General features: G+C 66.3%; 2 protein-coding genes and 1 pseudogene. All 3 read left to right on the top strand.

Annotation, left to right across the window (positions count from 1 at the left end; all coding sequences use genetic code 11):
- Positions 1–2,020 (top strand): TonB-dependent siderophore receptor (locus B3446_RS12155; protein ID WP_291381294.1); only part of this gene is annotated, 2,020 nt, incomplete at its 5' end.
- 192 nt (positions 2,021–2,212) lie between these two features.
- Positions 2,213–3,199: a 2-keto-3-deoxygluconate permease gene (locus B3446_RS12160; protein WP_409558329.1), complete on the top strand. Its 987-nt coding sequence runs from the start codon at positions 2,213–2,215 to the stop codon at positions 3,197–3,199.
- A pseudogene (dtnK, locus tag B3446_RS12165) lies at positions 3,196–3,783 on the top strand (D-threonate kinase); the annotation flags it as partial. The gene B3446_RS12160 and the pseudogene dtnK, both read left to right, overlap by 4 nt.

The raw sequence follows: 3,783 nt of genomic DNA on the forward strand, positions 1-3,783 counted from the left end.
GCACGCGCAGCCCGAACAGCCCGCCACCCTGCCCGCCGTGCAGGTGCTGGGCACCGGCGAAACCGCCACCGGTCCCGTCGACGGCTACGTGGCCCGGCGCAGCGCCACCGGCACCAAGACCGACACGCCATTGTCCGAAACACCCCAGGCCATCACCGTGATCCCGCGCGAGCAGATCATCGACCAGGGTTCGCAGAATGTGCAGGACACAATGAACTACGCGGCCGGCGTGCGGCCCAACGCCTACGGCGTGGACAACCGCGGCGACTACGTGCGCGTGCGCGGCGTGGAGCCCGTGCAATACCTGGACGGCCTGCGCCAGTTCTTCAGCTTCAACAACCCGCGCACCGAGGTCTATGGCCTGGAACGCGTCGAAGTGCTGCGCGGCCCGTCGTCGATGCTATACGGACAGGGCAGCACGGGCGGCATCGTCAACCTGGTCAGCAAGCGCCCGCAGGCCGAGCAGCAGGGCGAAATCGGCGTGCAACTGGGCAACTTCAACCGCCGCGAGATCCAGGCCGACATCACCGGCCCGCTGACCGAGGATGGCCAGTGGCTGTATCGCGTGGTGGCGCTGGGCCGCGACAGCGACACGCAGGTGCAGTATGCGCAGGACGACCGGATGTTCCTCGCGCCGTCGCTCACGTGGCAACCCAGCGCAGCCACCTCGCTGACGCTGCAGGCCTCCTGGCAGAAGGACCGCTCCGGCACGACGCAATCGTTCCTGCCCTGGAGTGGCACCGTGGATCACAATCCCAACGGCCGCATTCCGACGCGCCGTTTTGCCAGCGAACCGGGCTTTGACGCCTACGACACCGAGCAATTCAACGTCGGCTGGCTGTTCGAACACAAGTTCAACGACACCTGGAAAGTCCGCCAGAGCTTCCGTAACACGGTCAGCAGCGTCGACTACAAATCGCTGTACCCGAACGTGTACGGCGACCGCCGCGGCGATTCCTACATCGATCCCGAACAGACCACCGTCGACCGCTACTACTACATCAACAAGCCGCGCATGCGCACGCTGCTGGCCGACCAGAACCTGGAAGGCAAGCTGAACTGGGGCCGCACGCAGCACACCGTCATCGTCGGCATGGACTACACGCGTTACCGCGAAACCAGCCAATCGGACAGCGGGCTGGGATCGCCGCTGAACCTGTACCACCCGGTGTATGGCAACGCGCCCGACTACACGCTCAGCGACTCGCCCAAGCAGCGCCAGCAACAGCTGGGCTTCTATGCGCAGGACCAGATCACGTTCGACAAGAACTGGATCCTGCTGGCCGGCATCCGCCGTGATCGCGTCGAAAGCACGGCCGAGGGCCAGGACAAGGAAACCGACCAGGCCACGACCAAGCGCTTCGGCCTGATGTACGCGGCCGACAACGGCTGGTCGCCGTACGTGAGCTATAGCGAGTCCTTCACCCCCATCGCGGGCGCGGACTTCTACGACCAGCGTTGGAAGCCCATGCGCGGCAAGCAGTGGGAACTGGGCCTGAAGTACATGCCCCCAGGCGCCGACCTGGAGTTCACGGCAGCGGCGTACGACCTGCGCGAAAGCAACCGCCAGACCAACGACCCGGACAATCCCAACAATCAGATCCAGGCGGGCAAGACGCGCACGCGCGGCGTCGAACTGGAGATGCGCGGGCGTATCACCCAGAACGTGGACGTGATCGCCAACTACATTTACACCGACATCGATCCGCAGCTTGAAGGCATGCCCAAGCACATGGTGTCGCTGTGGAGCAAGTACCGCTTCGCGGTCGCGGGCCAGCCTGGCTTCGCGGTCGGCGCCGGCACGCGCTTCCTGTCCAAGTTCCGCGATGGCGGCGCACCCGAGACGCCCTCCGTGACGCTGTTCGACGCGATGGTCAGCTACACCAACGGACCGTGGCGTTACGCACTCAACGTCAACAACATCGCGGACCGCACGTACGAAGTGGTCTGCCTGGATCGTGGCGACTGCTTCTACGGCGCACGCCGCACGGTGATGTTGAGCGGCGCCTACCGCTTCTGACGTCGAAACCGTCCCCATATCCGGGACGGCAATTGGGGTCAACCTGTACGTACATGCTGTACGTACAGGTGTACACTACGATTTTTTCACCCGTCCGACAGACGCGCGCATGAACGTCTGCAACCCAGAAAAATCGTCCTGGAGACCTCGATAGTGTCGACCGCAACTACCCGCTCGCCCTTTTTTGGCACGATGCAGAAAATCCCTGGTGGATTGATGCTGGTGCCGCTGATCCTGGGTTCCCTGATCGGCACCTTCGCCCCTGATGCGCTCGCCATCGGCGGCTTCACCACCGCCCTCTTCAAGAACAGCGCGCTGCCGCTGATCGCGCTGCTGATCTTCGCGACCGGCACGCACGTCAACGCCCGCACTGGCGGCCCGATCCTGGCGACCGCCGGCACCATCCTGCTGATGAAGACGCTGGTGCCCGCCACGCTCATCATCATCCTCGGCAGCTACGTCGGTCTGGACGGTCTGTGGGGCGTGTCGATCCTGGCCATGCTGGCGGCGTTCGACAACAGCAACGGCGGCCTGTGGCTGGCCTACACCGGCCAATACGGCGATGCCCGCGACCGCGGCGCCTACGTGGCCAGCGCCATCAACGACGGCCCCTTCTTCAGCCTGCTGTTCCTGGGTGCGTCCGGCTTGGCCGACATCCCGATGATCGCCTTGGTCGCGGCACTGGTGCCCTTCCTGCTGGGCGTGGTCGTCGGCAATCTGGACCCCAAGTGGCGTGACGTGCTCAAGCCCGTGCCCAACATCGTCATTCCGTTCTTCGCCTTTGCGCTGGGCACTGGCATCGATCTGGGGGCCGTGGTTGGCGGCGGCATCAGCGGCCTGATCCTGGGCCTGATCATCAGCCCGATCACGGGCGGCCTGGTCTACCTGGGCTACCGCATGATCCTGCGCCGCGGCGGCAAGAGCGGCCTGGGCTTCGCAGCCGGCACCACCGCCGGCAACGCCATCGCCACGCCCGCTGTGGTCGCGGCAGCCGACCCCAACTTCCAGCAGTACGTGTCCACCGCCACCGCGCAGGTCGCCGCGTGCGTGCTGATCAGTTCCATTCTGGCCCCGGTGCTGGCATCCTGGTTCCTCAAGCGCGCCGGTGAACTGAAGTCCGAGGACGCCGACGCCACCATCGCCCCGCCCCTGACCGAAGCCCGCGGAGAGGCCCTGTGAAACCCACCATCGCCATCGTTGCTGACGACCTGACCGGATCCGGCGACACCGCCGTGCAATTCGTGCGCGCCGGCTGGTGCACGCACCTGTCGATCGGCGGCGCGGACGAGGCCCTGTCCGGGCCCGCCCACGACGGCGTCGAGGTGCTGGCCGTCACGACCAACAGCCGCGCGCTCAGCGCGGCCGATGCGGCCGAGGTCATCCGCGGCAACGTGCGCCAGTTGCGCGATGCCGGCGTGACCCGCCTGTACAAGAAAGTGGATTCGACGCTGCGCGGCGCGTTCAAGGCCGAGATCGACGCGGCGCGCGACGCCTGGGGCGATGACGCGATCGCGGTGGTCTGCCCCGCCTTTCCGGCGACCGGCCGCACCGTCGAGCAAGGCATTCTGTATGTGAACGGCAAGCCGGTCACCGAAACCTCGGCGGCGACCGATCCGGTCACCCCCGTAACCGAAAGCCACATCCCCACCCTGCTCGGCTGCGCCCACGTCGCGCCGCTGGCCGAAGACACGCCTGAAACGCTGGCTGCGCGCATCGCGCAGGCAGGCGGCGCCGTCGTGGTCGACGCGGCCACCGATGCCGAC

It is taken from the genome of Achromobacter sp. UBA5777, from assembly GCF_002418565.1.
GTDB lineage: Bacteria > Pseudomonadota > Gammaproteobacteria > Burkholderiales > Burkholderiaceae_B > Achromobacter > Achromobacter animicus.